This is a genomic window from Cryobacterium sp. Y57, assembly GCF_002929505.1.
GTDB lineage: Bacteria > Actinomycetota > Actinomycetes > Actinomycetales > Microbacteriaceae > Cryobacterium.
The window spans coordinates 1-26,416 of sequence record NZ_PJJL01000039.1 but is presented as its reverse complement, the minus strand read 5'-3'; the positions used below and the strand labels follow the sequence as shown (position 1 = coordinate 26,416).

General features: G+C 61.4%; 26 protein-coding genes and 3 pseudogenes. 14 read left to right on the top strand and 15 right to left on the bottom strand.

The features are described from left to right. Positions 1-45: 45 nt before the first annotated feature. The 9 genes and pseudogenes from CXY72_RS20485 to CXY72_RS01215 form a co-directional block, all read right to left on the bottom strand. The gene (locus CXY72_RS20485) at positions 46-366 is read right to left on the bottom strand and encodes a hypothetical protein (protein WP_370446185.1); all 321 of its coding nucleotides are present in this window, start codon (positions 364-366) and stop codon (positions 46-48) included. Positions 367-486: 120 nt separating this feature from the next. Next, positions 487-741 (bottom strand): annotated as a pseudogene (locus tag CXY72_RS20480) (helix-turn-helix domain-containing protein); the annotation flags it as partial. 161 nt (positions 742-902) lie between these two features. Next, positions 903-1,249, bottom strand: a pseudogene (locus CXY72_RS20475) (transposase); the annotation flags it as partial. Between the two features lie 200 nt (positions 1,250-1,449). Continuing rightward, a complete protein-coding gene (locus CXY72_RS01245) occupies positions 1,450-2,229 on the bottom strand; it encodes an alpha/beta fold hydrolase (RefSeq protein ID WP_233197585.1) in 780 nt (259 codons plus the stop codon). A 187-nt stretch (positions 2,230-2,416) separates the two neighbouring features. Beyond that, a pseudogene (locus CXY72_RS01240) lies at positions 2,417-3,522 on the bottom strand (ISL3 family transposase). A 421-nt stretch (positions 3,523-3,943) separates the two neighbouring features. Next, positions 3,944-4,240, bottom strand: coding sequence for a DUF6578 domain-containing protein (locus CXY72_RS01230; RefSeq protein ID WP_370446184.1), 297 nt, complete (start codon positions 4,238-4,240; stop codon positions 3,944-3,946). 132 nt (positions 4,241-4,372) lie between these two features. Then, entirely contained in the window at positions 4,373-4,801 is a 429-nt protein-coding gene (locus CXY72_RS01225) for a GNAT family N-acetyltransferase (protein ID WP_104125914.1), read from the bottom strand. 98 nt (positions 4,802-4,899) lie between these two features. Beyond that, positions 4,900-5,487 carry a hypothetical protein gene (locus tag CXY72_RS01220; protein WP_104125913.1) on the bottom strand — a complete coding sequence of 196 codons (588 nt, stop codon included), beginning with the start codon at positions 5,485-5,487 and terminating at the stop codon, positions 4,900-4,902. An 854-nt stretch (positions 5,488-6,341) separates the two neighbouring features. After that, positions 6,342-7,094, bottom strand: coding sequence for a hypothetical protein (locus CXY72_RS01215; protein ID WP_158252423.1), 753 nt, complete (start codon positions 7,092-7,094; stop codon positions 6,342-6,344). A 623-nt stretch (positions 7,095-7,717) separates the two neighbouring features. Between CXY72_RS01215 and CXY72_RS01210 the strand changes: the two genes are divergently transcribed. Genes CXY72_RS01210 through CXY72_RS01200 form a run of 3 tightly spaced genes read left to right on the top strand, consistent with a single transcriptional unit; the run spans position 7,718 to position 11,876 of the window. Beyond that, on the top strand, positions 7,718-8,344 hold the full coding sequence (locus tag CXY72_RS01210; protein WP_104125911.1) for a PadR family transcriptional regulator: 627 nt from the start codon (positions 7,718-7,720) through the stop codon (positions 8,342-8,344). Next, positions 8,341-9,072, top strand: coding sequence for an ABC transporter ATP-binding protein (locus tag CXY72_RS01205; RefSeq protein WP_104125910.1), 732 nt, complete (start codon positions 8,341-8,343; stop codon positions 9,070-9,072). Before CXY72_RS01210 ends, CXY72_RS01205 begins: the two co-directional genes overlap by 4 nt. Continuing rightward, positions 9,072-11,876, top strand: a complete 2,805-nt coding sequence (locus CXY72_RS01200) for an FtsX-like permease family protein (protein WP_104125909.1) — start codon at positions 9,072-9,074, stop codon at positions 11,874-11,876. Before CXY72_RS01205 ends, CXY72_RS01200 begins: the two co-directional genes overlap by 1 nt. Positions 11,877-12,748: 872 nt before the next feature. Here the strand turns inward: CXY72_RS01200 and CXY72_RS01195 are convergent. Beyond that, positions 12,749-13,087, bottom strand: coding sequence for a hypothetical protein (locus CXY72_RS01195; RefSeq protein ID WP_104125908.1), 339 nt, complete (start codon positions 13,085-13,087; stop codon positions 12,749-12,751). 505 nt (positions 13,088-13,592) lie between these two features. Here CXY72_RS01195 and katG point away from each other — a divergent pair. Continuing rightward, a complete protein-coding gene (gene katG / locus CXY72_RS01190; RefSeq protein WP_104125907.1) occupies positions 13,593-15,905 on the top strand; it encodes a catalase/peroxidase HPI in 2,313 nt (770 codons plus the stop codon). Positions 15,906-16,012: 107 nt separating this feature from the next. On the opposite strand, the gene CXY72_RS01185 is transcribed toward katG, so the two are convergent. From CXY72_RS01185 to CXY72_RS01175, 3 genes are all read right to left on the bottom strand, one after another. After that, complete coding sequence (locus tag CXY72_RS01185) at positions 16,013-16,564, bottom strand: GNAT family N-acetyltransferase (protein ID WP_104125918.1); 552 nt, start codon at positions 16,562-16,564, stop codon at positions 16,013-16,015. A gap of 773 nt (positions 16,565-17,337) precedes the next feature. Beyond that, the gene (locus CXY72_RS01180) at positions 17,338-17,931 is read right to left on the bottom strand and encodes an RNA polymerase sigma factor (RefSeq protein WP_104125906.1); all 594 of its coding nucleotides are present in this window, start codon (positions 17,929-17,931) and stop codon (positions 17,338-17,340) included. A gap of 209 nt (positions 17,932-18,140) precedes the next feature. Further along, positions 18,141-18,578 (bottom strand): DUF1579 domain-containing protein, encoded by a 438-nt coding sequence (locus tag CXY72_RS01175; protein WP_104125905.1) that lies wholly within the window; start codon positions 18,576-18,578, stop codon positions 18,141-18,143. 307 nt (positions 18,579-18,885) lie between these two features. On the opposite strand from CXY72_RS01175, the gene CXY72_RS01170 reads away from it, so the two are divergent. The 3 genes from CXY72_RS01170 to CXY72_RS01160 all read left to right on the top strand — a co-directional run bounded on the left by CXY72_RS01170 (position 18,886) and on the right by CXY72_RS01160 (position 20,341). Then, the gene (locus CXY72_RS01170; protein WP_146071004.1) at positions 18,886-19,083 is read left to right on the top strand and encodes a hypothetical protein; all 198 of its coding nucleotides are present in this window, start codon (positions 18,886-18,888) and stop codon (positions 19,081-19,083) included. 131 nt (positions 19,084-19,214) lie between these two features. Continuing rightward, positions 19,215-19,436 carry a hypothetical protein gene (locus tag CXY72_RS01165; RefSeq protein ID WP_104125903.1) on the top strand — a complete coding sequence of 74 codons (222 nt, stop codon included), beginning with the start codon at positions 19,215-19,217 and terminating at the stop codon, positions 19,434-19,436. Between the two features lie 194 nt (positions 19,437-19,630). Then, positions 19,631-20,341, top strand: coding sequence for an AAA family ATPase (locus CXY72_RS01160; protein WP_104125902.1), 711 nt, complete (start codon positions 19,631-19,633; stop codon positions 20,339-20,341). Between the two features lie 609 nt (positions 20,342-20,950). On the opposite strand, the gene CXY72_RS01155 is transcribed toward CXY72_RS01160, so the two are convergent. After that, on the bottom strand, positions 20,951-21,370 hold the full coding sequence (locus tag CXY72_RS01155) for a heme-binding protein (RefSeq protein WP_104125901.1): 420 nt from the start codon (positions 21,368-21,370) through the stop codon (positions 20,951-20,953). A gap of 176 nt (positions 21,371-21,546) precedes the next feature. Between CXY72_RS01155 and CXY72_RS01150 the strand changes: the two genes are divergently transcribed. The 3 genes from CXY72_RS01150 to CXY72_RS01140 are packed head-to-tail and all read left to right on the top strand — an operon-like array spanning position 21,547 to position 22,354. Continuing rightward, positions 21,547-21,858, top strand: a complete 312-nt coding sequence (locus CXY72_RS01150) for a class II fructose-bisphosphate aldolase (protein ID WP_104125900.1) — start codon at positions 21,547-21,549, stop codon at positions 21,856-21,858. Next, entirely contained in the window at positions 21,846-22,097 is a 252-nt protein-coding gene (locus tag CXY72_RS01145) for a type II toxin-antitoxin system Phd/YefM family antitoxin (RefSeq protein ID WP_104125899.1), read from the top strand. The genes CXY72_RS01150 and CXY72_RS01145 overlap by 13 nt, the downstream gene beginning before the upstream one ends. Next, positions 22,094-22,354, top strand: a complete 261-nt coding sequence (locus CXY72_RS01140) for a Txe/YoeB family addiction module toxin (protein ID WP_104125898.1) — start codon at positions 22,094-22,096, stop codon at positions 22,352-22,354. The genes CXY72_RS01145 and CXY72_RS01140 overlap by 4 nt, the downstream gene beginning before the upstream one ends. A gap of 583 nt (positions 22,355-22,937) precedes the next feature. On the opposite strand, the gene CXY72_RS01135 is transcribed toward CXY72_RS01140, so the two are convergent. Next, entirely contained in the window at positions 22,938-23,363 is a 426-nt protein-coding gene (locus CXY72_RS01135; RefSeq protein WP_104125897.1) for a hypothetical protein, read from the bottom strand. Positions 23,364-23,776: 413 nt separating this feature from the next. Between CXY72_RS01135 and CXY72_RS19915 the strand changes: the two genes are divergently transcribed. The 4 genes from CXY72_RS19915 (at position 23,777) to CXY72_RS01115 (ending at position 26,010) form a co-directional block, all read left to right on the top strand. After that, entirely contained in the window at positions 23,777-24,010 is a 234-nt protein-coding gene (locus tag CXY72_RS19915; protein WP_233197584.1) for an N-acetyltransferase, read from the top strand. Positions 24,011-24,162: 152 nt separating this feature from the next. Then, positions 24,163-24,909 carry a hypothetical protein gene (locus CXY72_RS01125; RefSeq protein WP_158252422.1) on the top strand — a complete coding sequence of 249 codons (747 nt, stop codon included), beginning with the start codon at positions 24,163-24,165 and terminating at the stop codon, positions 24,907-24,909. Next, positions 24,906-25,427, top strand: a complete 522-nt coding sequence (locus tag CXY72_RS01120) for an RNA polymerase sigma factor (protein ID WP_104125895.1) — start codon at positions 24,906-24,908, stop codon at positions 25,425-25,427. The genes CXY72_RS01125 and CXY72_RS01120 overlap by 4 nt, the downstream gene beginning before the upstream one ends. Positions 25,428-25,506: 79 nt before the next feature. After that, positions 25,507-26,010: a hypothetical protein gene (locus tag CXY72_RS01115; protein ID WP_104125894.1), complete on the top strand. Its 504-nt coding sequence runs from the start codon at positions 25,507-25,509 to the stop codon at positions 26,008-26,010. Positions 26,011-26,416: the final 406 nt, after the last annotated feature.

Genomic DNA, 26,416 nt, shown 5'->3' with positions numbered 1-26,416 from the left:
ACCACACCACTTATCAGGAACGAGTCCCCCTCCCCACGCTCACAACTACTTGACAAAGACATTGAGATTCCCAATGACCGGTGTCTTTCGGTCGTCCGCTTCGGCGGGACGATCTTTCAGGGGCACGAGATCGGGTATCCGAGACTTTTTCCCGCCGCAGGCAACCCGACGTTGCGGGTGTCGCCGCAGGCGCCGGGTGCGGAGTTTCGCGGTCAATTCAGCGCGCAGACCGGGCTGCGCCTGAACAAAGAGTGAGGTGTAGATGGTTTCGTGCGACACCCGCATTCGTTGGTCGTCCGGGAACTCCTTGAGCAGACGTTTCGAGATTTGTTGCGGAGACCAGCAGACATTGAGTTTCGATTCCACGTACTCCCGCAACCGATCGTCTAACGCCAATTTCCCCAGTCGCGGACGCCGGGTACGGGCCACGGCGAGACGTTCAGCGGGAGCCGCACGATAGCCGCTCTGACCACTATTGCGGAGCACCTCCCGCGAAATCGTTGAGACCGGCCGCCCCAATTCGGCCGCGATCGCCGTCAGCGACCGACTCGTGGCGAGACCGCGAGAGATGCTCTCGCGGTCATCGAGCGACAACCGCAACGCCGGCCGCGGCTTTGTCGCACGTGGTCGAACGCCGCCCGATTGTTTGAGCCACAAACAGGCAGTCGACCTCGAAATCCTGGCTAGGACCGCGGATTTCCGAAGCGACGTCCCCGACGCGCGCGCCGTGAAGAATGCCATCCGCTGCTCCGGTGGCTTTGGTTTCCGTCCCATTTCATTCCTCCTACGAAGTACTTTAGGAGGTCACCACGGCCACACCGTTGCATTGACCGCTTGAAACTGTCAGCGCCACGGGACTACTTTTCAACGAGTGTCGACAGCCTTCAAGTAGAGCCTCGCCCGCGGGGAAAGTTGGTGCCATGCTGGCGGGCGCGGTTGACCGTGGAATCCACCGACACCTCCCAATTGATCAGCCCGGCGGCGTCCGCCCGGGTCAGCAGCGAAGCAAGAGCCTTGTCCCAGGTCCCGTCGGCACTGTAGCGGCGGTGGCGTTTCCAGACCGTCTGCCACGGCCCGAACTGCGGCGGCAGGTCCCGCCACGGGATGCCGGCCCGATACCGGTAGATGACCGCTCCGTCATAAGACGGTGATCCTTGAACGGACGGCCCAACTTCCCCGCCGATTCAGGCATCAACGGGGCAATCTGCGTCCACGGGGCATCCGACAACACGGCGTAACGAGGGCTCACTCCTCCATCCTGCCGATGAACAGCCCATCATTGGGAGACACGCCCTAGCGGCCACGGTCCCAGTGAAGCCGGTTCCCCAATTCGGAACCGGCGACGTCGATACCTTACGAGACCGGGGCATCATCCCCAGCCGTCGCCGGTTCCACCTTTCTGAAGCCAACTCAGCCGTAGGTGGCTCCGCCCGGTCGCTCAGCCGCAGCTCAGCCGGTGCTATCGAGAATCAGGCGCGCCGCTTCCGTTGGTTGGTCCCAGTGCGGGAAGTGACCGCAGTTTTCGAACCAGTGCAGCGTTGCATCCGGGAACAGCTCCGTGGCCCGCGCCGCCTCACTGGGAGCGGTGACCTTGTCCTTCCGCCCCCATCCAATGACCATTTTGCCCTTGAGTGAACCGGCCGGTGCGCCTTTCTGGCGGGGTCCGTGAATCAGCGCGTTGAGGGACGGGTCCAGGCTGGTCGATGTCTTGAAGCCGCGAAGCTCGTGCAGGACCAGATCCTGTGGCAGCTTCCAGGGGTGGGCGGAGAACTGTGCAAACAGGGCCGTGCGGCCCACAGGGTTGCCCGTGAGGAAGGGGAGCGCCGGTTGGATGCGGCGCACCAGTGCGACGGATGCCTTGATGCTTGTACCAAAGATCGCTGCCTGGCGGTCATTCCAGAATCCACCAGGGTCCAGTGCGACCGTGGTGCCAGCGTGCCCGCGGCGTGCCATTTCCATTACCATCCGGGCGCCCATGGAGCTGCCTACCAGATCAAGGTCACCCAGTTCCGCGTCGCGGATAAAGGCTTCGACGGAATCGGTCAGCGTGGCAATGGTGGTTTCGCCGGTCAGCGGCGCGGATTCGCCGCAGCCGGGGAGGTCGACGGCGATGACATCGCGTTCGGCGGCCAGCGCCGGGATTACCGGTTTCCAGTTGCCAATACTGGAACCGAGCCCATGGATCAGGAGGAGTGGCTTGCCGGAGCCTTGCCGGGTTGAGTGCAACATGACTTCACTGTAGGGGCAGTGCAACATATCTGGCCAGAGGCCCGACGGCACATCGGTATGCCGTTAGGAAGCGCATCCAACATGTCTTGGATCGAACACATCTCAGGTCGAACACGCCTCAGGCAGGGGCGAAGAGTTCCAGCGCCACGTTGTCGGGGTCCCTGAAGTCCAGGATGTAGCCGGCTCTTCATAATTGAGGGTGTAGTTGGAGCCTGAATCCTCCGGTTTCCAGGAGTGAGCGGGCGACATAGTTGGCGAGGTTGCGGAATCTCAGGGCTGATCTGCGGAGGTGTTCGAGGCGGTATTGGATCGCCTCGGTGGGCCCGTTGGAGGTGCCAGGCCGGTCGAAGTGCGCCAAGACGTCTGCGGCTCGTTTCTTGAGGGTGCGTCCGGGGGTGACGACGCCGCGGTGCGGGCGGCCGGGACGCCGTGGCTGACCGATTCGATGAGCTTCTCCATCGACTCCCGTCCCTCGATTCGGTCCTCGTCTCGGTAGGCGTTGATCATCCGCTGGTAGATGCCCCAGGTCGCTTCGACCTGCACGTGCGTTTCGGTGGCGAACAGGTCGGTCAAACGTTGTTGCTGTTTGTCGGTGAGCAGGTCCGCGCCGGTGTGCAGGGTGCGCCTGGCGGAGTAGAGCGAGTCGCCTTTGCGCCGCCGATGCCCGTGGACGGCTGCTGGACGCGGCGCCGGCAGCCGTCAAGGGCGTCCCTGGCCAGACGCACGACGTGGAACGGGTCCATGACCGCCACGGCGCCGGAAAGTTCTTCGGTGGTGGCGGTTTTGAAGCCGGTGAGTCCGTCCATCGCGACGACTTCCAAGCCGTCTCGCCAGGGTTGGGGCCCGTCGGCGAGCCAGGTCTTGAACACTGCCTTGGAGCGTCCCTGGACCATGTCCAGCAGCCGCGACGGGCCCGTCCCATCGCGGATCGGAGTGAAGTCAATGATCACAGTGACGTACTTGTCGCCCCGGCGGGTAGGCCGCCAGACGTGCTCGTCCACGCCGATCACCCGCACCCCGTCAAATCGTCCCGGATCATCGATCAGGATCCGTTTGCCTTCCGCCAGGACCGCGGTGTTCGCGGTGTTCCAGGCCACGCCCAAGCCCTCAGCGACCCGGGCGACGTTCAGATGCTGACACACGATGCCCGTCAGCGCCCACCGCAGGCCCCGCCGGGAGAGTTTCGCCCGCGGTTCAGCGACCTTCAACGAGCTGCCCCACCGCTTTGAGGCCGAGCTCATCAAGGCGGCAAAACGTGGTCAGGTCAGGGGCATCAAAAGTAGCGTTGAACACGTCGAGGTCTTTCGGATGGACAGCGTAGGAACTTCCATCATCGGAAGACCTCGACGCCTACCCCGCGACCGACGCGCCACCTTTCTACACCCTTAATTGCGAAGAGCCCTCAATCAGAGATCCTAAAAAATGTGACCGTAATCCGAAATGGTGCTTAATCGCAGCTTCGGTAGGCAGTCCCATCGATCCGCAAGAGGGGCGTCCACCGGCAGACCTGGGCATACGGTCGCTGGCTCTGAGTCAGTTCCCGAGAGGGGAACCTCACGTTAGGGAGCGGTTCGGCTTCTTCGTCGATGCGCAGCCGAACGCCCTGAGCCGAGGTCAACATCGCTGTATTCGCAACGGGCTCGATCTCGATCATGTATCGAGAGGTCGAAGTTCCTAGGAACGCACCATTGCCAAAATCGCGGCCGACCATCGGCTACTCGTCGCCGTCCGCCGGCATGATCGATTCGGGCGGCGCGCCGTGGCCGGGCAGACGCAGCGACCGACGCTCGATGACGTCTTGCGTGACCGCGTGTACCGCGACGACCCTGCCGCGCACACGATCGGTGAACGCCTCCTCATGGTGCGACTCCATCGCGTCCACCGTGGCGATGAGTTCCGGTCCGAGCATGTCCGCGAGAGCAGCATGCGGCGTTCGCGTCTTGATACCGAAGTCGACATCATCGCCGATGGCAAAAGCATCGCCGCAGCACGCCCATTCCCATTTCGTCAGTCACACGCGCGTCGTAATGTCCACGCTAGCAACTCACTCGCTGCGGCTCAGCCGACGCGTTAGGGCATCCGCTACCGAAACGGGATAGCTGTCCCACTCAAGATTCCTAGATCGGGACTTACTTTTACGCTCTTAGCTCCCGATTTGGACGAAAGCATGCAAGGGCGTTGGGCTGAAGTCGTGCCCTTCGATGAAGCCCATGGATTCGTAGAATGCTCGTTGGCCCGGTTCGTCATCGGTCAGCAGTACTTTTTGTCGAACGTGAACGTAGTGCTCGATGACGTTGTCGACTAAAGCCCTGCCGAGTCCGGTTCGTTGATGAATTGGGGTAACGAGGATGTCTTGGAGGTAACAAATGGTGACGTCATCGGAGATTGCGCGGGCCAGGCCCACCAGCGCTCCGGTCGAGTCCCTTGCTGATACGACGTAGGACGACTGCTCCACCGCGCGGACAAGGACATCGGGGTCGCTCGCGTACACTGACCACCCGACGCTTGCGTAGAGACCGACGAGGTCGGTTCGCGCTACGTGCTTCGACTCGGAAAATGCGAAGGGGGACATGTTGACATGCTCTCACGCATAGACACGGGATTTCACGGGCGTCCCGCAGGAGGTTCCCCGATTGGGAAGCGGACGCAGAGTCAGAGATGGCAGGGGATCTAAGAGGCCCACTCTTCGGCGACGATCTGCATCGATGCTGTGGCACGGTATGCCTCGATGCTGTCGGCGGCGAGAATGGCGGTGATCAGCTCTTCGGTTCCTGAGACATAGACGCTCGCGCCGTAGAGGTCGTTACCGACTGCCCACACACCATCGGCGGGCATCCACCACTGAGCACTTCTGCCGCCGTCCATCCCATCGAAGGGCTCCGCGCCGTCGGCGAGGTCGCCGGCGAGAATGAGCACTTCACGATCGGGCAGGATCGTGATACTTGCCGTGTCTCGTAGGTCATCGCGCATGCCGGCGTACCCTTCCCAGACGAGGAAGAAACACTCGGTGGGTGCGGAGGTGTGTGCTCGGAGAAGCCGGGCGAGTGTTGCGGCCACGTGGGGGTCGATGGTTCCGATTGTTCGTTCTACTTCCCGCGCCGTGTCGCTGAGGTCGGTCCACTTCGTAGATGCGTCCACCTCGGACTGCTCTTTGGCAAGGGCCCGCCAAGCCATAGGTTGACCGGCATCGTCGTGCAGGGGATTCATCACGCGCGCATACGAGCGGTGCCCACGAGGCAAGTAGTCACCGACGGTCATCGATGTGCCTTGAAGAGATGTCAGCTCAGCAATGACGTGCGGGACGGGTCTAATCGGATGCAATGCCATCTCTGCACCATAGCGAGTGATCGAGTTCAGCTCGATGACAATGTGTCGGGAAAGTAGTTTCCTTGCGCGTCGCCCCAAGCCCTCGCGGCCTGGGGCTACCCCGACGGCTCAGGGCAACGTACGGGATCAGATTCTGCGCAGTCCTCGCTAGATCGCATCGGTCACAAATTGTCGCCTTGCCCTTAACAAGTTTGTTCGGGCCACCACGACGCGAGAAACGGAGGTTGTCTCATTCCACTCGAGGTTCGGCTTACGAACTGATCCGGATGTTTCCTCCGGGTCAGATAATCGACGGCATATTGCCCCGACCGACCTCGCGGTCGTAGGCTCGCCCTGAGCAGGGCATTCGAGTGTCCGCGAATTGAGGGGTTATCGACATGGAAGTCAGTGCTCTGTTTTGGTGGAACTTGTGGGTGGCAGGCCAGGTTCTCGTTGCGGTTGGGGTCGTAGTGGCTCTGGGGCTTTTCATTCGCTGGGGACGGCACAAGAGCGCCAATCGCGTGGCGAGCCAACCCACGGAAGGTCACACGCCAGCTGCGGGTCAATAGCGAGTGCAAGTGCCCCAGAAGAAATTCCCCTTCCTGGCACACCTACTGCGGGACAACCGTCCCGTAGGGGGTTTCCCATACGGCACGGCAGCACTCCGATAGGTGAGAGTCTTCAGATGAGCTGGGTGGCGGCGATGCAGCTCAGGCATACGCTCGCACGCAGGCGAGAAATTTCCGGTCAGGTAAAGTCAGGTTCCCGAACGGCTTTCTTCTCCCCACCTTCCGTTGTGTGATCGACTAGCTCGACCCGACAGGGCCGGAATCGAGAGTTGAATCCGGCCTCCACACCGTATACAACCCCGATGATGTTGTCACGGTCTCCCCACCGGTTTTCCAGTAGAGGCGGAGGCCGGTCGCCGGGAAGTTTTCTTCAAGAGTGCACGTCGACAGATAGTCGTTATCTGCAAGCAGGACGACGAGACAGATCATGTTTGAGGAGTCGCGGGCGGCATAAATGCCGCCAGAGACCGTCAGATTGTTCAAACCAGGAGCCGCCCCAAGCGCCCGGAAGGAATCGCGCGTGAGCGCTTTTGGCACCATCGACGCGGGGATGTCATCGGGTACTTGCGGTCGATCGAAGACAGCCATCGCGGCGAGTGGTGCCGGAGCCGTCACGCCGCGCGCGTTTGAAGAAGTCGCCGGCGCTGCTGCCCGTACTAGTTCCGCGTTCGTTTGCGCGCCTATGGCCAGGCCCACAAACAAGGCCACCGCAATCCCGATTGCTACGAGAAGTATGTTCCGGCGTCTCCACCTAGGGGAGACTACTCGGGCAGGCAAGTCAATCTCAGCATCGAATGGCGGCTCGGTCGGGTGAGTGTCGGGGACAACGATGTCTGTAGGCAACCCGGCTTGTGTAAAGGCTAGAGCGTTCTTCAGCGCTTCCCGCTCTGTGGGTATTTCTGCTTCAAGTTCCTGCATCGACCGTATGATTGCGTGGTCACCGGCTGCATCGCCATCCGCAGAGAATACGCGACGTTGCAGGTCGCGCAAGCGAGATATTGGAGACTCGGTCCCGCTCGGGGCGGCTTCCTCCGAGTGGGCGTCCCACCAGAGAGCGTCAAGCACATCCCATTCTCCGTCGTGGGTCGCACGAAGAGCGCTGAGAAAAGTCGCGTCGCGCTGAGCACGATGAAACGCATCGTCGCGTGTGTCAGGCTCCAACGAGTCCTCCATCATTGTTTCCGGCATTTGCGGGTATTTATTGTCGTCTCTGGTGAATAGACCGGGTCAGCGCAACGCTTCCCGGGGGTGGTATTTCATACTTGGGTGTCCCCAAACTATCGGTCCTGTGAGTGCGTCGTGTCGAAGTGCCACATGCAGATCCGCTGGCGAGATATACCCGACAGCATGCTAACGGCTGGCGGCTCCTAAGTGAGCGCAGAACCGAGCCTACGTATCGAATAATCGGCCCTATAGAGGGTGTTCCGCAGGGGGTTCGGCTCTCGGGACGGTCGTGCAGTACTGCTGTATGACGGCCTCGCTCGGCCACGCTGTGTTTGTTGACAGAGACGGCTCTGGCGGGTGAGCAGCGATCGACCGAGTTGATTTGCGACCTCGCTCGCATTAATGCACACTCAGTTATATTAGTAACTTAGTGTGCAAGGAGATGGCGCATGACAGTCAGACACGGTCTATTGGCGATCCTCGGCGAAGGGGCATGTCATGGCTATCAACTCAAGCAGGAGTTCGAGGTGCGCACTGGGGGCTCATGGCCGCTGAATGTGGCTCAGGTGTACAGCACCTTGGACCGACTGGTTCGTGATGGTCTTGTAATTGAGGACAGTGCGAGATCCGATGGTGCGCGCCGTTACCGGATTACCGAGGTCGGTCGTGCGGAGGTTGCACGGTGGTTGTATTCGCCGGGAGTAGAGGCTTCTGCGGTCGGGCGGGATGAGCTTCCTACGAAGATCGCGATCGCTCTGACGCTGCCGGGAACCGATGTCGCGGCGACGGTGCAGGCCCATCGGCGGGCCGCGATCGCGCAGTTGCAGGAGCTGAATGCGTTGAAGCGGGATGAGCACCGCTCTGAGGTATCGGATCTGGGCTGGGAGCTGACGTTGGATGCTGCGGTGTTCGCGGTGAAATCTCGTGTGCAGTGGCTCGATCATGCAGAGGCCAAGATCGCGCGTGCGCAACGAGAGTCGGGGGCGCTGCCCTACGGATTGCGCGATGATCTGCCAGGTCGCGGGCGTCCACGCGCAGCCGAGCGCACGCCGGGCGATGCGGAGGCGCGTCGGTGAGCACTCCGTTGCTGGTCCTCGACGAAATTTCGAAGGTCTATGGCTCGGGGGACACGGCTGTGCGGGCGGTGGACGCGATATCTCTCACGGTGGAGCGCGGGGAGCTCGTCGCATTGATGGGTACGTCGGGGTCGGGTAAGTCGACGGTGCTCGCACTTTCCGGGGGGCTGACGTCGCCGACGTCCGGTGAGGTGCAGATCGATGGCGCCAACCTTGCCGCGCTTTCTGCGCGCCGCTTGGCGCGCCTTCGGCGGCGCACGATTGGCTTCATCTTCCAGGAGTACAACCTGGTGCCGTCCCTGACCGCTGTGGAGAATGTTGCCCTACCGCTGGAACTGGACGGCTGGAGCGTTGGGCGTGCCCGTGTGGCAGCACGGGAGGCTCTCACGCTTGTAGAACTTGCCGGGCTGGAGGCCAGGTACCCGGCTGATCTGTCGGGTGGGCAGCGGCAACGAGTGGCGATCGCGCGGGCAGTCGTCGGCCCGCGCGAGTTGATCCTGGCGGATGAGCCGACCGGCGCACTCGACAGTGAAAACGGTGAGCGCGTGCTGGCACTACTGCGACGACGCGTGGACGCCGGCGCGGGCGGCCTGCTCGTGACGCATGACCCCGCATTCGCCGCCTGGGCAGATCGGGTGGTCTTCCTCCGCGACGGCCGGGCCATCGATGAATCCCAATCTCAACGCCCGCTGACGACACAAGGCGCCGCCGAGGCTTCGTCGCTGTGATGGGTGGGGCACTAACGGGTATCCGTCTGTCGTGGCGGATCGCGGCCCGCGAAGCGTGGCGTAACCGCATTCAGAGCGTCCTCATCATTGTGCTGATTGTGGTGCCCGTTGCGGCAACGACGTCGATCATCACGGTTGCCGAGAGCGCAGTCGCGACCCGCGAGGAGATGGCCGCTATCTGGCTGGGCGCCAGCGCGCAGGCATCGTTGGAGGTCGTAAGTCCTCCGGATCAGTCGCTGACGCAAGACGCACTGAAGTCCGAAGACTGGCGGGTCGCAGAGGACGAGTCCGGGGAGCGGCTCTACTCCGATCCTCGCAGAGACGAGTGGCAGGAACCTGCCGACGTGCTCCCCTCGAGCACGAGCATTCTGCCGATCGCGGAGAGTTACAGCGGGATTGTTGCTGAAACGAACGCTGGCCGGGGACGGTTCGTCTACGTTGAAGGCGAAGTCTGGAATTCCTCGCTCGACGGCGCATACCGGGTCACCACCGGACGCGCGCCCGCCGCTGAGGGTGAGGTCCTTGTCACAGACTCTGCCTTGGACCGGTTCGGCATCGCCGTCGGGGACATCGTCACCGTGCGAGAGCCCGCAGCGGTGGCGCTGACAGTCGTCGGCACGGTCGATGACGCGACCAAGCCGGATGCCGTGAACGCGATCTACGCAGCACCGGGAACGATTCCGGCGGCCACGACACAACTTTATTCTCAACGGTATGTGCTTCCTGATCTCGCCTTGTCGTGGTCGCAGGTGCAGGACCTCAACCAATCCGGGATCGTGGTGCTGTCACGGACAGTGCTGGCTGATCCTCCGGACGGCCCGTACCGGCAGCTCTATGATCCGAGCGCGGCGTCATTCGGACTTGTGATTCTCGTCGGCCTGTTCGCCACCTTCGGGATAGTGATCCTCGCCAGCGCGGCATTCGCCATCGGAGCGCGGCGTAAGCAGCACTCTCTGGCACTGATCGCGAGCACCGGAGCGTCGCGCGGGACGCTGTTCCGGATCGTCGCAACGGATGGCCTGGTCCTGGGGGCGACAGGAGCGGTGAGCGGACTCGTCGCAGGCATTGGAGTGGCGTTCGTCTGGCTCTACCTACACAATGACGGCGACCGACTCGCATATCCCGGGTTCCATCTGAGTCCGGCGTCTCTCGCCGTCGTCGCCGTCGTCGCGGTCACCGCTTCGGGGCTGGCCGCGATCGTGCCGGCTGTGGCAGCGAGCAGAGTCGATGCGATGCAGGCGCTCCGAACTGCGGATAGGCCACCCACCCGGCCACGGCGCACGCACTTCGTCGGCCTCCCGCTGGTTGCCCTCGGCGTCGCGGCTGTTGTGGCATGCGGCATCGGATTCTCCACTACTGCGTTCGCCCGCGGCAAAGCAACGCCCGGGGTGACCGCGGACGTCGGTTTGCTGGTAAACGGGGCTGCACTGGGGGCAGTCGCGGTGCTGATCGGCACGGTTTTGATCCTTCCGCTGCTTCTGCGCGGGATTCGCCGAGTTCTCGCCACGTCGACACTTTCGGTAAGGCTCGCCGCTCACGACATCGCGGCGGACACCCGCCGCACGGCTCCGATCATTGCCGTCATGCTGGTCATGGTTACCGTTGCGACAATGACGGTGTCCGTTGCGTCCTATCTGGAACAGCAGATTCGCTCGACGGCGGTCATCGAGGCTCTGCCCGGGCGAATAGTGATCGCCCTCGTCGGTCCGGACACCGTTGAACAGACACCCGCGGAAGCGGCAGCCATCGCCGACGAAGCGCTTGATATCGTCGAGCGCAACTTCGACGTCGCGGAAGCGCATGTGCTGCAGCGACCTGCCCAAGATTGGACGACGTACTTCGACTTTGATTTCGACAATGGTGCCGCGACGTACATTCGTGCATTGCCTTCTGAGGGCGCGCTGTGCCCCCTCAGCGACGGCACCGCTTTCTCCGGCGCGGCCGAGTACGAGCAGGCACTGGATGACCCACGCTGCGGACCCGACTCCCTCTCGCTGCGAGTTCTGTTCACCGGCTACGGGGCCACAACACCCAGCATCCTCATCGGCGATGCCGACGATCTCTCGTTCGTCGCCGATACCAGCGTCAGCACGCAACAGCGAGCGTTCCTGAACGACGGGGGCGCCCTGGCCTTCTGGCCTCACCTCGTCACCGCCGACAAAACGGTAACCGTTGCTACGGAAATCCAGGAGAACGGCAACTCAGTGCGCACCACCGACAGCGCGACACTTCCCGCTCAAGTCCTGAATGATTCGCAGCGTTTATGGCACCATATTTTCATCAGCCCGGAGACTGCCACATCGATCGGTCTGACCCCCGTCGCCGAGCACCTCCTCGTCAGCCTCAAGGCCACCCCGACACAGGAACAATTGGATGCAGCATGGGCCGAGCTGAATGCTTTGGTCCCCGGCGTCGGCCAGGTCAGCCTCGTGAGAGACCCGACGGCTGAGCCGCGGCTTGCAGCATTGACCACGCTCGCTCTCGCGTTCAGCATCACCCTCGCGGCTGGCCTCCTCGCCCTCGGTCTGGGCTGGGTCGAAGGAAGCCGAGAGCGACGCACCCTCTGGACCCTCGGTGCCTCACCGACAACGGTCCGCTTCGCACAGGCCGGGCAGGTCTGGCTGCTCACGACAGTCGCCGCGCTACTGGGCACGGTGATAGGCCTGTTCCCTGTCATCGCACTCTTAGGACCAACCGACACCGGATTTAATCCCTCGTGGGCGACCATCCTCACCACGATTATCGGTTTTCCGCTGGTGTTGGCTGCCACCGCAGCCATCATCCCGATGAACACTGCGGAATGATTTCCGCCCCCGGTCGATTTCCGATATCCCACCAAGAGGTGGCCCGCACGCCAAGGCTGGAAATTCATTTCTTGCCACGCGCATCGGATCTCAGGAGTGTCCCGGTAGACGTTCCACTTACGGGCAACATGCTCCGCGAAGCGACTTGAGCTGAATCACGTTTGAACGCGCCCGCTGGACGTCCCTCTTGCGGACCCCTCACTCTCAGGCGTTGACCCCATGGCGTTCCCTTTACGTGACGCTTTGTTCATCTGAGCCATGGCTAAGGCGGTTCAGCTATCCTCGCATCACAAGCAATGAATGGGGACGACATGGCTTCCACACGATCGATCAATACGGCAAGGCGATTGGTCGTTCTCGGTGCCGCGCTCGTGGTGAGTGCGGTTGTGTCCGGCTGCTCAGTCTCGGACGTGTGCCCCACGATCGGGTGGGACAACACTGTCACCGTCGAGCTCGAAGGCACAACATCTAACGTCAGCGTCGTTGAGTTGTGCGTCGACGGCGAATGTTCAGGCCCTGCCCCAAGTCAGCTATCGCCAGACGAGTCCGTCGGGATCGATGAACACTCGTGGGAAATCTCGACAGTAATGGCGACTCCAGAAAATGTCACTATTCGCGCACTCTCACCAAGCAAAGAAGTCCTCGCCGAAAGGGATGTGACACTCAACTGGGTCCGCGTAGGCGGCACTGAACAATGTGGCGGACCTGCCGAGACCGACCCCATCACCCTCACTATCGCATCCTGAATTCTCTGAGCGTCCCGACTCTGACCGTCCCGCAAGGGGTTCCGCTTGCGGATCGACTGTTCGCGTGTCCCGGTCGCCGTCCGGCTTATGGGCGCGAGGTGTTGCGGTCTGGCGAGCAGTTTGGAATCAGGACTGCGGTATCACGAAGTGCGCAACGACGGTCAAGACCAGGATGATCGGAACGGCACATACTGTCCGTCGCGACTGTTCGCCGAGCCACCGGTTTGATCTGGGCCGGAGCAGCAGCCCAACCAATACGGTCGCCAGTAGCGCGGACAAGATGCCTGCGCTGATCAGCGACGCACGGACGGGCAACAACTGTGGCGGGCACACCGCCGGAAGACTGGCCGCGCAAGTCCAACTGGGAAGGACCGGCTGCGCCATCCAGAGTACGAGTAATCCCAGGAGTACAGTCCCCACTGCGACGGCGGGGGAGCGCGTGGCGCCGACGGTCTGGATGGGCATAGAGCCAGACTATCGATCAAGCACTACTGCGGCGCGACGGCTGCGGCGCGTGATTCTTCGCGATAACGTAAATCAGTCCCAAAGAGGGTTCCCCACTAGGAGCCTCTGGCGGGGTGCTCCAGGTCACCGTGAGCGGAACACGATTCGCGGAAATCAAGCTCTCGACAGCCCCCATCCTCCGGCGTCGGTTTCACCGGGCTTCGCACCGCCCGCACCGCAGCAATCGGCGCAGGGCTTTATTTGGTTTGGCCGTCGTGCGCTCGGCCACCGCACCACCGCCCTCTAGAAGTCAGTCACTTTCTTGGCAGGCCACGCGCACCTTGCGGGAATACGATCTCTCTATCGGGCTTCCCGTTACGTCGCCAGCCCGCGCCGCACCGCCTCACAGCAGCGTCGAAGCATCGCTGCACCACAGATTGACGCCGCTGCGATGCGTCGGCTAATCGTTAAATTGTGACCCCGAGGACACTGTTTCTCATCCAGCTAAAGCACACAGGGAGCATCAATGAGCACTGACGACCAGACCAACACATGCAGTTTCCACATGAGCGGTGCGCTGCCAGCAGGTGGCGACCACCTCGGTGGCGCCTTCGGTCAGTCGCCGACCCTGGACAGTTGGTACCCGCAGCGTCTCCGGGTTGAGCTTCTCCACCGGAACGGCGTAGACGCCGACCCGCTCGGCGCGGACTTCGACTACGCGGCGGCTTTCGCCACGATCGACCTTACGACGCTCAAGTCGGACATCAAGCGACTGCTCACCACATCGGTCGACTGGTGGCCGGCGGACTACGGCAACTACGGTCCACAGATGATCCGAATGGCGTGGCATGCCGCCGGCACGTACCGAATTGCCGACGGCCGTGGCGGAGCGGGCACCGCGATGCAGCGGTTCGCACCAATCGGAAGCTGGTGGGACAACGGCAACACCGACAAATCACGACGACTCCTACAGCCGATCAAGCACCAGTACGGCAACGCTTTGTCGTGGGCCGACCTGATGGTCTTGACCGGCAACTGCTCCCTCGAGTTGATGGGCCTGCCGACGTACGGCTTCGGTGGTGGACGACTCGATGCGTGGGAACCGGACGATGGCACCTGGTGGGGCCCGGAGGTCTGGAACCCGCACGCGGTCGCGAGCCCTGACGAGATGGTGAGCCGCGACGAACGCTGGCATGGTCAGAACGGCGACGCGGGCTACGACTTGCAGAGCCCCCTGGCCGCGTCGCACCAGGCGCTCATCTACGTCAACCCTGAGGGGCCCTATTCGAACGGTGACCCGCTTGGCTCAGCACGCGACATTCGCATCACGTTCACGCGGATGGCGATGAACGACGAGGAAACGGTGGCATTGATCGCCGGTGGCCACGCGTTCGGTAAGAGCCACGGCCAGGTACCCGCGTCCGACATCGGACCATCACCCGAGAAAGCCCCGATCGAGTCGATGGGGCTCGGTTGGCACAACCCGCTGGGTACCGGCAATGCCGAGCACACTTCGACCAACGGCATCGAGGGCAGCTGGTCTCCGAACCCGACACAGTGGGACAACACCTACCTCGAGAACCTGTTCGCGTACGACTACGAGCAGACGAAAAGCCCGGCCGGCGCGCTGCAGTGGACACCGACTGACTCGGAGGCGCCGAAGACTCCGGACGCCCACGTACCCGGTCAGATGAACCCGCTCATGATGATGACCTCGGACATCGCACTCAAGGTCGACCCGGAGTATCGGGCCATATGCGAGCGTTTCCTGGCCGACTTCGATCTGTTCACCCTCGCGTTCTCGAAGGCCTGGTACAAGCTCACGCACCGCGACATGGGACCGAAGCACCGGTACCTCGGCCCGGAGGTCACCATCGCCGACGACCTGCTCTGGCAGGACCCGCTCCCGGACGCAGCAGGATCCTCACTCGACGAGGCCGACGTGGCAGCGCTCAAGGAAGCCGTCCTCGCGACCGGACTGTCCGTGTCCGACCTCGTCTACACGGCGTTCTCCGCCGCCTCGACCTACCGCGACAGCGACAAGCGCGGAGGGGCGAACGGTGCCCGCCTAGCCTTGTCGCCGCAGAAAGACTGGGCCGTCAACCGACGCACCGTCCCAGTCATCGACGCGCTGCGGAACGTGCAGGCGGCTTTCACGGCGACGTCGGGCGGACGGAAGGTGTCTCTCGCCGACCTCATCGTCCTCGCCGGCAGCGCCGCCGTGGAGCAGGCGGCACGGGCGGCAGGATCTGACGCCAGCGTGCCGTTTACACCAGGCCGTGTCGACACGACGCAGGAGTTGACCGACATCGAGATGTTCGAGTGGCTGCGACCCATTGCGGACGGGTTCCGCAACTTCGTGTCCGAGCGCTTCGAAGAGTTTGCTCCGGGCGTCGCGCCCGAGGCGGCATTCCTCGACAAGGCGAACCTGTTCACTCTCACCGCACCGGAGTGGACCGTCCTGCACGCCGGGCTCCGCGTGCTCGGCAGCAACTGGGACGGGTCCGACGTGGGTGTGCTCACGGATCACGTCGGAGCCCTGACGACCGACTTCCTCGTGAATCTGACCGACACCGACCTCATCTGGACGAAGGACGACGAGACCGCGATGACCTTCACTGGTCGAGTTCAGGTGACCGGCGAGGCTCGCTGGAGGGCCTCCCGGAATGACCTGGTATTCGGCTCGAACGCGCAACTGCGGTCGATCGCCGACGCCTACGCGGGCAGCGACGGGCAAGAGCGATTCGTCCGCGAATTCATCCGCGTCTGGTCGAAGGTCATGATGCTCGACCGCTACGACGTCAAAGGCCACAAGCGTTACGGGGCGATGGCCGCCTGACCCCGGAGGTCGCGTCCCGGCGAGCTGACTGCGTGGAGGCACGGCGCGGTCACGCGCTAAGCCTCGGGTGCGTCGACACCTGCAACGCACTCGACTCCGGGGTCCTCTTAGTCGATGAACGCAGCCCATCGGTCGTTCGTGATGGCATAGTCGACCACGCCTTGGTCGGAGCCGGTAATGGGGCCACTATTTCCCTCACCGCGAGTACCTAGATAAGTCAGGCCAATTCGACTCATTACCGCTCGAGATCCTGTGTTGACTGCCATGGTTTCGGCGAAGATTTGGGTTAGCCCCATGTCGTTGAAGCCGTAAGCGAGCAATTCGGCGGCACCTTCAGAAGCCAATCCTTGGCGCCAGAAATCCGGCAGCAGCCGATACCCCAGTTCTGCTTGTCCTCGCTCATCATCGTCTTCCGATGTGAGGAGCCACCAGCCGACGAAGTCTGCTCTAACAAAACCCGCCCAGAAACCGAGACCGTTTCGTGCTTCGTCGATACGTTGTTGATGGTGTTTCTCGACTTCCAAGCGCTCCCGCGGTTCGCCAGCGCCGAGGTAACGCATGACGTCGGGATAAGCGTCCAGGGCGACCTCGTATTCGAGGTGCTCCTCTCCCAGCGGAACGAGAGTCAGCCGTTTGGTCTGAAGAGTGCGCTGGATCATCTCCTGACTATTGCAGCCGGGCATGTCCATAGCCAATCTGAACTGGGCGTGGGCGGCCAACATAAATGCCCGCGATCGTCACCAACTGCCCGCTCATAGTCGACAGGAAACGTCCCGTAGGGGTTCCCCATATGGGACTGGCCAACGAGCCGCAGATTGACTGGTTGTGAATCCTAGGAAAATTCACGAGAATCAAGATTCCGTCACGGGGACCCTAATGCCAAGCAAACTATTGAGATTTTGAGACGAGGCCCAGTTTGCCGCACACGTCCAGGTCACCTGGAATGACGGCCGCTGTCCCGTTCTTCATTACGCACTCCGTTTAGGGGCTGGGGACGGGATGGGAAAAGGTGCGATCGTTATATCCGGGTCCGGGTGGAGTTCCGTTCGGGTAGCTTGCGTCCAGTGAGTGCTGTGCCCAGAGGTCGGAACAAAACCCAATAGCGTCCGCATTGGGTGCCGACCCTCCATCAGTACCATCAAGCGTGCCCCGGAGCGACACTGCGGTCGTTCCGGGGAAAGACCCGCGCCAGTCCAGTTCGGCACGAGCAAAGCACGCCACTGAGTTTTTATCGGTCACGTTCTGGACCGCAAAAAAGTGCCAGCGCTTAGGCCGAGTATCAAAAGGGAAGCCGGCACGATGGTCCACGCCCTTTGCACAACTCGGAATCGACGATTCTGTTCTGTTCCGATTTCTGCAACGTCAACGAGAACTACTCGAAACGCGGCACTCCGCGACTCATCGAAAACTGGAGGGTTTTCATCGTCGGTATTCATCGTGTCTCTCCTAAGGGCTCTTTCAAAGATTCAACGTCGAGGGTGTGTATGAGGCGCCGTTTAGCGCGCATGAGGCGCGCTCGAACGGCACCAGGAGCGATGCCGAGAAGCTCACCAACGTCTGGCGCTGAGAGCTCTTCAAGGACACAAAGCGAGAGAATTTCTTGATCGCGGCGATTTAATCTGCGAAAGGCTTCTTGGACTGTCCTGTGTGCTGGCTCCGCCGCGAGCCCGTCCAGAACGCTCATGCTGTGGTCGGGGGCAGGTTCCGGTCGAGGAATTTTGTTGAGCATTCGTTGGTATCGCGCGGCAGACCGGAGGCGGTTGCGTGCAACGTTGGTGGCAGTTGCGAGTAGCCAAGCAATAATCGAGCCGTTGACGAGCCGCACTCGTGATTGTCGCCGCCACGCTTCAAGGAATACCATCGCGGTCACATCCTCGGCGTCAACGTGTGATCGAACAAGCCTCAGACTGTATCTGAAAACCCTGTCGCGGTGCCGGTCGAAGAGCAGGCCGAACGATTCACCGTCCCCCGCGCGGACGTCCGACCACAACTGTGCGTCGTTCGCGTCTGCGTCGAAGGAGGTCATAACTAATAATGCCCGACCGGTGAAAAAGTGTTACATGTCTCGCTTCTGTGCCTTGTTCGATAATCCGTCGGGAGATCGCGGCTTTCACTACGGGGAACGGCTTGGGCGCCGGCATTTGTTGACGGCATTCCCGTGCGTCCCATAAGAGGGTTCCCGTATGACACAGCGCTAGGCAGACTTATCCACCGTTGGAAGCCGTTGGTGCTCGATCAGTTGATGCGATTAGCGGTGCGGTCGCAAAGCGGTAGCCATACGTCAGCGGGTTTCCACTCCCAGGAGATCTCCTGGCTGCGACCGTCTTCGCCAAATCGATACGTTGCGCGCTCGTGCTCGCCCGTCAGCGTCCAAGTATGACCATCGACAGTCAGAGTGTAATCGCGTGCGAAGCCGTGATTCTCGACCGTTCGGGCGAAATAGCGGCCGGCTTCAGCGTCCCAGCCCATCAGACTCAGTGTGTCGAACGGACCGTTCGCGCGCTCATCTTGCACAATGAAGTAGTTGCCCGAATGCCACCGGGCGGAGTGGATGCTGTTCCACGGACTCGCTCCCGCGCGCGGATTATCCAGCGACTGCTCGTCACCACCATAAGAGGTGCCTTCGGCATGCCAGTCACCCAGAAAAACTGCCAGCTCTTCATGCTCAGCCATGATTCAACCCTACGTTCGGGAGCCAAACCGGGCAATCATCTGAGATAGCCGGTGACGGATCGCCCGACCGGATGTCGGCGGTTCAGGCGACAGCGTACCCGTTGAGCCTTCGGTTTACGGAACGGCATCGTTGTTTCGTGAGCTTCGAGTCGGGACACTTAAGTGTGTCGACATCGCTGTCTCTCGCCGATTTTAGCCCGGGTTTGTCTCCTCTGGGATGGCGGCCATATTTCTGAATGTCTTGGTCGTCGTGCCGCGAATGGGCGCTTGGGCCTGTATGGAGTCCTATCCAGTGCAATGCAGGATCGTGGAGATTGTGTATAGCGGACTCGCAATTACCGGCGTCGTGCTGATATTCAGCGTTGCGTCTATTTTTCTGGCCAGCGTGGCTGGCCGGCCCAAGCTGCGCGCGGCAAGTATCGTTGCTGGCTTTGTCGGCTTAGCCATCGTTATGGTCTTCGGCGCAGAGTGGTCTTGGGCGAACAGCATCGAGCGGCGTTACTGATCCTGGCTGCCCAGCAACTCTTGACCCGAGCTGAATATGTGTCCCCTCTGAGGTTCCCTTCGCAGGAATCTCATGATCTGCGGGCGTCTTGCGCTCGACTATGGCTTGGCCTTGACCGGTACGTTGGAGCCATGGCGAAAATCGAGGATGATGGACACCCAGCCGAGGAATCTATCCGCCCGGCACCTCAGGACCCACCCTTCCAGGCACTGTTTCCCAACCTGGATCGAGTCTCACGATCGGCATTCCGAAAAGGAACGGTTAGCCGTCGTCGAATCAATCGAGCGCTGCTGCTGCTGGTCTCAGTGGCCGGCATTACCGCAACGCTGATCTTTGCCAGCGTCGTCCTCTGACGACTCTCCAGCCGTTGTGACAGTCCACTTCCGCATCGACAGCGAAATTTGCTTGCCCCGCAAGACGTTCCGCTTAGGGGCGGTCGAATCGGTCGAAAAGTGCGCTTGGGAGTGCTTTCGCGAGGGCACGAAATCGTGTCCGGTGGTCGTCCCTTGATCGGGCTTTTTCCGGAGGACATGGGAGAGTGAGTTGCATGATTGTTGAACGCATTTATGTGCCGGATGCGTTGGTCATTGAGCTAACGACTTGGCCGTGGACGATTTCGGCGGTTAAGGACTTAGTCGGTGACGGGGCAGCACTGAGCGCGCCAGTGACATTTCTCGTCGGCGAGAACGGTAGCGGCAAGTCGACCATTGTCGAAGCCGTTGCGGAGGCCTGGGGAGTGGACGTGCGCGGCGGCCAGAGCGGTCGCAAATACTCGTCCGAGTTGCGGAAATCGGTGCTCGGCGAAGCCATGAGATTCGACCGTGGGCTCGGAGGGTCGACCATGGTGAAGACTCATGCTAGAGGATTCTTTCTCCGGTCGGAGACCGCGCTCGATGTGTTCCAACGACTCGGGTATGGCGATAGCTACACGGCCGTCAGCCATGGCGAGAGTTACCTGCAGGTATTCGAGGATTGGTTCTCGGTCAAAGGGTTGTATCTCCTCGACGAGCCGGAAGCTGCGCTCTCTTTCACCGCGTGCCTGAGTCTGATTGCCTCGATGGACCGCGTTGTCAAGGCTGGTGGTCAGGTTATCTGCGCCACCCACTCACCTCTGCTAGCGTCCATGCCTGGCGCCGACATCCTCGAACTCACCAAGGACGGCCTACGTCGAACTGACTGGGCCGATCTGGAGCTCGTGCAACATTGGAAACGGTATCTGGATGACCCGGGACGCTACCTCAGGCACGTCCTTGAATGAGGAGCGTGCTCGCTAACGGTCAACACCACCCACCGTCACGACCCTCATCCCCGATCAGACAGCGAAGGCTCGCCCAGCTGCTAGTTCTCGGCGCCGACCGCCGCGGGAAGCATTGCCTCAGTCCCGTTCAACGTTGCCCTTTCGGGCGGTCTCGGCGGCTTCGGTGGCCGGTTAGGTCTGACACGGAGGCCCGCCCGTTTCATCCGATCCAGTCTGAACATCCTGGTTGAAGCTCTCCACCAGAAGAAAGGACTCGCTTGGGACATGAGGAACAGAGGTCACTGCGGCAACGGGCCGACAGAGATCGGCCTGACGGAGGACAGCGACTTCGCGGACGTCATGGGACTGGTACGGCATGCACACGACTACCGGTTGTCCGATGAGCAATGCGCACGTCATGTACGAAATCCATCGAAGCAAAGCAGTTGATCCGGCAAGCGCAACACTCTTGACCAGACATTCGACCGAGATCCGGACTAAGCGGAACCGATGAATGTGACCCGTGCAACCGAGCGGTGCCGAGTTCAGTCCTGCAAAGTGGCCACACGGGTGCCGACGAGTGCTGCCCCATCGACAGCAGGCAACGACCGACTGGGCGTCCACTCAGTCTCAGTAGGCAGCAGCTCCCGCAGTGGCGACGACCTGGTCCTGTTCGATTGTTCCCGTGGAGACCCCGATGGCCCCCATGATGTGACCGTCTCGAACCAGCGGAATACCTCCGGGGAAGACCGCCAGCCGGCCGCCGTGCGCCTCGCTCAATCCGAAGATGGGGCCGTCGGGGCGGGTGGCTTCTTGCAGGGCCAGGGTCTCACACTGGAACGCAATGGTGGTGTACGCCTTGTTGATTGAGATGTTGATGCTGCCGATGTTGGCGCCGTCCATGCGCACGTGCGCCTTGAGGTTTCCGCCGGCATCGACAACAGCGATGTCCATCGGCTGACCGATTTCGGTGGCCTTTGCGGTGGCGGCATCGATGACTCGACGGGCCTCGTTCAGCGTTATCGTTTCGAGTACAGTTCCAGCCGTCATGGGTTTCCTCTTCGTGTGAATTTTAACGCGGCGCGGTGCGGATGGAATCAACTTAGACACCCGGCACCCGCCGCGAATAGGTGGGATTACCCCACCAGGCGGTGCGGGTTATCCCGCCTATCCTGCTGTTGCTGCCTCACCTAGCGTGAACCATACGTCGATTTTTGGGGGTTGACATGGGTGTTGTGAGCTTGAGGGACATTGTTGGACCGGCTTTCGACGCCCGTTATGGTGTGCCCGCGGTCTACATTTTTAATGACCTGTCCATGGAGGCGGTGCTCGCCGCGGCGGTGGAGGCCAACTCACCGATGATCCTGCAGACGTCAGTGAAGACGGTGCGCACCATCCGTTCTCACGCGCTGTTCCGCTTGCGCGCACAAGGTACCGTGCTGGTCGCATCCTCACGGCCATGCTGCGCCCCTTCCTCCGCACACTTTAGTGGTACGCTATCCAGTACCATTATGAGGAGGCGATCATGTCAGCAATAACCGCGACTGAAGCACGAAAGAGTCTGTTCGGGCTCATCCAGCAGGTCAACGATGACCACACCGTTGTCGAGGTCGTCTCCCGGCACGGAAACGCGGTGATCCTGTCGAAAGACGACTACGACGCGATAACCGAAACTGCCTATCTGCTTCGGAACCCTGCGAATGCCGAGCGGCTGCTCACGGCGATCGAGCGGGTGCGGCGCGGAGAGTTCGAGCAGCACGACCTGACAACCGATTGAGTCGGACTGTCGCCTTCGACCCGAATGGGTGGGACGACTACATCTACTGGCAAACCCAGGACCGCAAGACTCTCAAGCGCATCAACCAGCTAGTCAGCGACGCGTTGCGCGATCCGTTCGCGGGGATCGGCAAACCTGAGCCCCTCAAGCACATACTTGCCGGCGCGTGGTCCCGCCGAATCGACGACACGAATCGGCTGGTCTACTACGTCACGGATCACCACATCATCATCCTGCAAGCTCGCGACCACTACTGACCCGAGGTCTACGCGTCCTGATCGAGAGGTCAAGAGTAATTCCGTAAGCGACACCTACCCGAGCACCCCATCTCATCCCAAGCCAGGAACTTCGGCAATTGGCCTCTGCTCAAGCACTCACTTTTGCGCGCGGTCACCCTTCCTCTTTCGGGCTGGTTAGCGCGCGGAAAGGGACCGCGTACTCTCAATCGGAATTTGGCTCTGCAGTTCTGGAATTGAACTAAGCTCGCAATTATGCGCGACAGACAGTTGGGCAAGGCGAGTCGAGGACGTCGTCGAGCGCTAGTCCTCGGCATAGTTTTCGGCACGATGTTGATCGCACTCGGAATTTCGTTCCTAGTACGCGGTAGTCAATTTGGCTGGATGTTTGTGGCCATCGGAGTCGTGAACACCATCCTTACATTCGTGATCTGGCACCGGGCACGACCACCGCGATCGACTTGAATCCCGATTGATAGTTAGACCTTTACCGCGTCAATAGATTCGCTCCCAGGTGCGCCGCTTGCCCTCCGGCTTACGGGCGGCGATACGGCACCGCTACTCCTCACCAACAGCCTTAGGTGTGAGCGGGAATTAGTCTGCGTCAGCCGACATCGACGAGTGTCGACCAGTCGATATCGATCACGCAGAGACCGTCATCCGTTTCGCGGTAGAAGACGTCACCGGGAAACGCATCACCTGGAGTCGCCCCATCGGGAAGGCCTTCCCGGTTGATGTTCCACTGCAGATCGAGCGTAACTTGCTCACCCCAGTACTCAGCAACGAACCGTTCCGGCTCGCCTGCGGAGCGGCCTTCCCAATCTTTTGCCGTGCCGAGGTCGGTTTCAGCGTCGTCGCATACGAGATCGGATGTTCCGCCGGAAGCGAGGTCTTTGATGAGGTTCTCGGAAGTTTGGACTACCTGAGCGCCGCCGTTCCCCCAAATTAGCGCGTCGACGGAGCACCCAGTCAAGGTCGCTGCGCACGCAGTTGCGAACCCAGCAAGAGCCAAGGCGCGAGGAGTCTTCAAGCCTTGAGGCTACAAGGTGGCACGGGCACACTTCACTTCGAGCGACGGTTCCTTCGATTCGTCCGATTCCTCAAACGTGCCCGCTCCGCGTTCCCAAGTGACACAGCATCTTCCCGCAACTCCGATGGGTGGATTGGTTGCAGACCTGTCGCGCTGGAGGTCCGGCTTACGGGCCCTGCTGTCGAGTGTTCGCCGCGACCCGTAACGTGCCTGATCCATATGGGATCAGCGCGACTATCGTTGAGCGATGACGATCAACTTTGAGGTGCGTCGCGCTAAGTTCGCCGACGCGTCAATCATGGCGAGAGTTCACGTGGACACCTGGTGTGAGACATACCGCGGCTTAATGAGTGACGCTGTGCTTGATGATCCCGGGCTGCTGAGTCGGCGCGAGCGATTCTGGGCCGCAGCAGTTGTACGTCCTGTACGCATATGCCGGATTCCACGGTTCGGGGGTCGGTGCGGCGCTGCTCAACGCAGTCATCGACAACGCCTCGCCTGCTGCGCTCTGGGTCGCTGACCCTAACCCGCGCGCACAAGCCTTCTACCGAAAGCATGGCTTCTTCGCCGATGGTGCGGTGAAAACCGACGACAGCGTGCGGGAGCTTCGAATGGTCCGAGCGATCAACGCGGCAAACATCCGCTAAAGGTTCGGCGGATTCAACCAATCGTTGCGACGACCGGTTGAATCCGTCGTTCGGCTAACGGGCAGCTCCCGCAGAACATCGACTCAAGCAGATGTTTCGGTTGATTTGTCACGTTGTGGCCTTCTACGCACATATAAGTAGGTATGGACGAAATGACTGATGAGGTTGACGCACGCATTCGTGCGCTCGGACAGTTGACAGCGCACGCTGGCGCGCAGGAAGCGACGCGTGCCTTGGCTGTGGCCCTTGAAGCGCCAGAAAATCGACTGACGGAGGCGGAGGCACCTGCCCAGCAGCGCCAACGGTTCCCCCGGCGTCGGTGGATCTGGACCGGGAGCCTCATCGCCCTGGCCGGCCTGGGTATGGCGGTGCCCGCGGCAGCTTTGAGCTCGTGGCTAGCGCGGACCGGCGAGTTTGGTGACCCCATGGCGAGTACCGAGGTGGACGAAACCGAGTGGATCCTGCTCGGTGCCGACGACGCACCTCAGGTGGTGGTTGAGGCGTACCCCGACTACCTGACCCTGCCGGATAAAGTTCCGGTAGAGGCAGCGATCGCCAACGTGTCCGGAATCTTCGACCGCCTCAACACCGAGTCCGCAGGACAAGGAATGTTCCAAGAAGGCTTGTTAACCCAAACGTATGAGGGTTTCGCGATCTGCGCGTGGACCGGCGATTGGCTCACCGCGCAAAACGCCTCTGATTCTGCGCGCGAGCAACTCGCCGTCGACTGGCTGAGCAACACCGACAACTTTCGAACAACTGTGGCCAGTGATGGCGGCGGCGTCACGGATCGCCTCCTGAGCTTTGCTGCGGGAGCGCGCGACGGCGACGTCACGTTGGTGGAGACTGCTTATACCGAGCAGAACTGCGACACGAGGCTGGGTGGGGGAGAACGATGAACTATGAATCCACGGCGGTCGCACTGTCGGAGGCCATTTCTGACGACGTGGAGAGCTTCATCCGGTCGATCGCGGATGAACTGCTCGGCTATTTCGCCCGCCGCGTCGTTCCGCACGAGGACGCCGCCGATTGCCTCTCAGAGACCTTTCTAGTGCTTTGGCGGAGGAGTGAGCGGCTTCCGATGGAGCAAGGCGACCGGCGCGCGTGGAGTTACGGAATCGCCCACCGCGTGCTCGCGGCGCATCGGAGACACGGTTTGCGGCAGCTCTCCCTGGCAACACGACTGCGCGAAGAGCTGCGTGATCGGCCACTGGCTTCTGAGTCCGGTGACGATGAAGCGGTCACTGCGCTTGCGTCGCTTTCCGCACGCGATCGAGAGCTGGTGACACTCGTGGTCTGGGAAGAGCTGACCATCGCGCAGGCGGCCACGGCCCTAGGCATCAAGGCAGAAGCGGCCCGGGCCCGATACTCCAGGGCACGCCGCAGCCTTCGCTTGCGCCTCGGCGCACCTGTCTAGTACGCATATGTCAACCGCAGACACATAGGCGGACGTGGCAGAGCCGCTCAGCCGTATAGGCTCGGAACGAGGTACTCAAATGGTGACAAACAGAACGACCCGGTTCGGCCTGATGGCCATAGCGTTTATCGGCGCCGCAACAGCGCTGAGCGGATGTCAGGTCGCCTCAGCTGAAGAGACGGCCCTCGCTGACATATCCAGTCACCTCAATGAAATACGGGCCGCAGTCAACGACAAGCTCGTTACATTGGCGCCTGATGAGGCGTTCCGATTGGACCCGGCGGTGGTCCACGACCTTCGCGGTCTGACCGCAGACGAGCAACGCGGTGTCGGTGCCCCGGTCGTGGGCATGTACGCGCTCGAACAGTCCCCTGACTACCTGGGTGTTGACCTCCTAGTTGTCGGCTCGGGTAACGAGGGCGGTTTCAGCAACGCAAATAGATCCTTCTACAGCTGCGTGCTAATCGAGGGAGTACCCGGTGTGGGCGAAAGCCAACTCGTCGACAGGGAATGCCCTCAGGAAATCATCGACGAGTATGTCTACAGCTATACGGCGGTGAAACTCAGCCAACTTGACGTCTAAGACGCGCATCCGCGATCACCGGCCAAAGGGTCCTTCGGGACAATAGTCAGTGCTTCCGTACGACCACCCCTCAATGAGACGAAATTTACCTTCCCGCTTGCAGTGGCTGCTGAAACTGCGAGCAGTCTCGCTGGCGGCACCGACTGCGTCTGGCCTGACCCGAACAGCAACAGCGTTAGCCCCTCTGGATCAGCCCAAGACGCGGGCAAAGCGATACGTCGATGTCAGTGTGTGTGGCCACCTGCAAGAGATGCGCGGCTGGACGCATCGACTCTAAGGCGACGCGACACGAGCGGTGTGGTCGCGCACCGTCCCGTAGGGGGTGGGATTCAACCGGTCGTCGCAACACTCGATTTTGTGAGGTGTTGTACGTGTGGTCGAAGTATGAGCTGGTGGAGAAGCAGGC

Bases quoted from the DNA above. Each gene is read 5' to 3' on its own strand.
- CXY72_RS01180 (WP_104125906.1), bottom strand. From the start codon at position 17,931: ATGACCTCCTTCGACGCAGACGCGAACGACGCACAGTTGTGGTCGGAC.
- CXY72_RS01150 (WP_104125900.1), top strand. From the start codon at position 21,547: ATGGGTGTTGTGAGCTTGAGGGACATTGTTGGACCGGCTTTCGACGCC.
- CXY72_RS01125 (WP_158252422.1), top strand. From the start codon at position 24,163: ATGACTGATGAGGTTGACGCACGCATTCGTGCGCTCGGACAGTTGACA.
- CXY72_RS01115 (WP_104125894.1), top strand. From the start codon at position 25,507: ATGGTGACAAACAGAACGACCCGGTTCGGCCTGATGGCCATAGCGTTT.
- CXY72_RS01160 (WP_104125902.1), top strand. From the start codon at position 19,631: ATGATTGTTGAACGCATTTATGTGCCGGATGCGTTGGTCATTGAGCTA.
- CXY72_RS01145 (WP_104125899.1), top strand. From the start codon at position 21,846: ATGTCAGCAATAACCGCGACTGAAGCACGAAAGAGTCTGTTCGGGCTC.
- CXY72_RS01175 (WP_104125905.1), bottom strand. From the start codon at position 18,578: ATGGCTGAGCATGAAGAGCTGGCAGTTTTTCTGGGTGACTGGCATGCC.
- katG (WP_104125907.1), top strand. From the start codon at position 13,593: ATGAGCACTGACGACCAGACCAACACATGCAGTTTCCACATGAGCGGT.
- CXY72_RS01185 (WP_104125918.1), bottom strand. From the start codon at position 16,564: ATGATCCAGCGCACTCTTCAGACCAAACGGCTGACTCTCGTTCCGCTG.
- CXY72_RS01245 (WP_233197585.1), bottom strand. From the start codon at position 2,229: ATGTTGCACTCAACCCGGCAAGGCTCCGGCAAGCCACTCCTCCTGATC.
- CXY72_RS01155 (WP_104125901.1), bottom strand. From the start codon at position 21,370: ATGACGGCTGGAACTGTACTCGAAACGATAACGCTGAACGAGGCCCGT.
- CXY72_RS01200 (WP_104125909.1), top strand. From the start codon at position 9,072: ATGGGTGGGGCACTAACGGGTATCCGTCTGTCGTGGCGGATCGCGGCC.
- CXY72_RS01210 (WP_104125911.1), top strand. From the start codon at position 7,718: ATGACAGTCAGACACGGTCTATTGGCGATCCTCGGCGAAGGGGCATGT.
- CXY72_RS01195 (WP_104125908.1), bottom strand. From the start codon at position 13,087: ATGCCCATCCAGACCGTCGGCGCCACGCGCTCCCCCGCCGTCGCAGTG.
- CXY72_RS01120 (WP_104125895.1), top strand. From the start codon at position 24,906: ATGAACTATGAATCCACGGCGGTCGCACTGTCGGAGGCCATTTCTGAC.
- CXY72_RS01220 (WP_104125913.1), bottom strand. From the start codon at position 5,487: ATGACCGTCGGTGACTACTTGCCTCGTGGGCACCGCTCGTATGCGCGC.
- CXY72_RS01165 (WP_104125903.1), top strand. From the start codon at position 19,215: ATGGCGAAAATCGAGGATGATGGACACCCAGCCGAGGAATCTATCCGC.
- CXY72_RS01225 (WP_104125914.1), bottom strand. From the start codon at position 4,801: ATGTCCCCCTTCGCATTTTCCGAGTCGAAGCACGTAGCGCGAACCGAC.